Origin of the sequence: Ideonella azotifigens (genome assembly GCF_006519715.1) — a bacterium.
GTDB lineage: Bacteria > Pseudomonadota > Gammaproteobacteria > Burkholderiales > Burkholderiaceae_C > Ideonella > Ideonella azotifigens.
The window spans coordinates 1-1,902 of the sequence record NZ_VIDT01000887.1 but is presented as its reverse complement, the minus strand read 5'-3'; the positions used below and the strand labels follow the sequence as shown (position 1 = coordinate 1,902).

The window sequence follows — 1,902 nt, the reverse complement described above, 5'->3', positions numbered from 1 at the left end:
GCCAGCTTGGCCTTGAGCAGGTAGTCGCTGGCGCCATCGCGCATGGCCTGCACCGCCACGTCCTCACCGATTTCGCCGGAAACCAGGATGAAAGGCAGCTGCAGCCCCATGCCGCGCACGATCTCCAGCGCCTTCAGCCCGGAGAAGCCGGGCAGGTTGTAGTCGGAGATGAGGGCGTCCCAGGGCTGGCCCAGGGCGGCGCGAAAACCGGGCTCGGTGTCGACCCGCAAGGTTTCGACCTGCAGCCCGCCTCGTTGCAAATGGGCCATGACCAGCGCATGGTCAAGGTCGGAGTCTTCCAGGTGCAGCACCCGCAGCGGGCGGCTCGGATCAGGAACAGCCATTGCTGAAGTATGAACCAGCGCTCGGGGGCCTCGACCGGCGGCGCCCAAGTTTTCTCGCGACTCGGGTGGCGCTCGCTGGCCCTTAATCACGAAATACGCCCTCTTTCTACCTGTGATCGGGTCAACCTCAGGGGGTCTCGTGCCGAAAAATCACTGGCAACTCCTCCACTGACTGTGTCTGTGGGAGGCCGAGTGGCGTGTCGCCCGGCCGGTCCCGAAATAGGGGGAGAACGGAAAAAACTGCCCTGGAGCAACGATGCAGACAATTGAAGTCCAAGTGCCTGATGCGGGAGGAGGTCCCGGCATGCCATTGCTGGCGGCCGCCGACCTCCAGGATCACCTCATGGTGGCCAGCAACGACCTCGAACGCCTGCAGCGGCTGCTGGACGATGCGAGTGAAACGCTGTCCGGGCATTTTTACGGCGCCAGCAGCCAGCTGAACGACGTGATGAGCGCATTGAAAGCGCTGCCCGACCTCGACGGCAGCATGCATGTCGCCATGCAGAACCTGGCCGGCGCGATCACCGCGCTGCAGTTCCATGACATGGCCACCCAATTGATTTGCCACACCCAGAAGCGGCTGCGCAGTTGCGCTGACCGCATCGCCCGTGACGCCATGGGGGATGAAGACGAAGACGGGATGGCGATCGTGGAGGACGGCCCCGGCCGCCCCAACCCGGTGACCCAGGACGAAATGGACGCCGGTTCCATCGATCTGTTCTAGCCCCTCTTCCAACCCGTTCCGCACCTCAGCCTCAGCCCCCCTTAAAGAAATTCTCGGAGAAAAGCGATGCACTCGATTCTTGCCGTTGACGATTCCCCCTCGATGCGCCAAATGGTGGCGTTCACCCTGAAGAACGCCGGTTTCAACGTGGTTGAAGCCGTGGATGGCCAGGACGCCTGGGAGAAGGCCGGCCAGCGCGACTTCAACCTGGTGCTGACCGACCAGAACATGCCCCGCATGGACGGCATCAGCCTGACCAAGAAGCTGCGCGAGAACCCCAAGTTCAAGGCCACGCCCATCCTGATCCTGACCACCGAGTCCAGCGACCAGATGAAGCAGGCCGGCCGCGCCGCCGGTGCCACCGGCTGGCTGGTCAAGCCTTTCGACCCCGCCAAGCTGATCGAGGTGATCGGCAAGGTCATTCGCTGACCTCACCGGTCCACGTTCCGGTCTGACCGGAGCAGCAGAAGTATCAAGATCAGGAGCTTGCAAAAATGGGCGAGACCTCGCACGACAACGGCACCAACGATGGCATCGATCTGAGCCAGTTCTACCAAGTCTTCTTTGAGGAAGCTGGTGAGAACCTGGAAGCGATGGAGCAGAAGCTGCTCGAGCTGGACATCACCGCAGCCGACGACGAGGAGATGAACGCCATCTTCCGTTGCGCGCACTCGGTCAAGGGCGGCGCTGCCACCTTCGGTTTTTCCGACGTGGCCGAATTGACCCACCAGATGGAGACCCTGCTGGACAAGCTGCGCCGCCACGAGCTGCAGCCGACCTCACAGATGGTCGACGTGCTGCTGTCCGCAGGCGACGCCCTGAAGAGCCTGCTGG

General features: G+C 62.8%; 4 protein-coding genes. 3 read left to right on the top strand and 1 reads right to left on the bottom strand.

What is annotated here, in order from left to right:
• A partial coding sequence (locus FKP22_RS28895; protein WP_141291586.1) for a response regulator occupies positions 1-344 on the bottom strand: 344 nt, incomplete at its 3' end.
• Between the two features lie 304 nt (positions 345-648).
• On the opposite strand from FKP22_RS28895, the gene FKP22_RS28890 reads away from it, so the two are divergent.
• The 3 genes from FKP22_RS28890 to FKP22_RS28880 all read left to right on the top strand — a co-directional run.
• The gene (locus tag FKP22_RS28890) at positions 649-1,068 is read left to right on the top strand and encodes a hypothetical protein (protein WP_231011874.1); all 420 of its coding nucleotides are present in this window, start codon (positions 649-651) and stop codon (positions 1,066-1,068) included.
• A gap of 66 nt (positions 1,069-1,134) precedes the next feature.
• Positions 1,135-1,497, top strand: a complete 363-nt coding sequence (locus tag FKP22_RS28885; protein ID WP_141291582.1) for a response regulator — start codon at positions 1,135-1,137, stop codon at positions 1,495-1,497.
• A gap of 65 nt (positions 1,498-1,562) precedes the next feature.
• A partial coding sequence (locus FKP22_RS28880; RefSeq protein ID WP_211361647.1) for an Hpt domain-containing protein occupies positions 1,563-1,902 on the top strand: 340 nt, incomplete at its 3' end.

Coding starts and splice junctions, on each gene's coding strand:
- FKP22_RS28890 (WP_231011874.1), top strand. CDS start 649: ATGCCATTGCTGGCGGCCGCCGACCTCCAGGATCACCTCATGGTGGCC.
- FKP22_RS28885 (WP_141291582.1), top strand. CDS start 1,135: ATGCACTCGATTCTTGCCGTTGACGATTCCCCCTCGATGCGCCAAATG.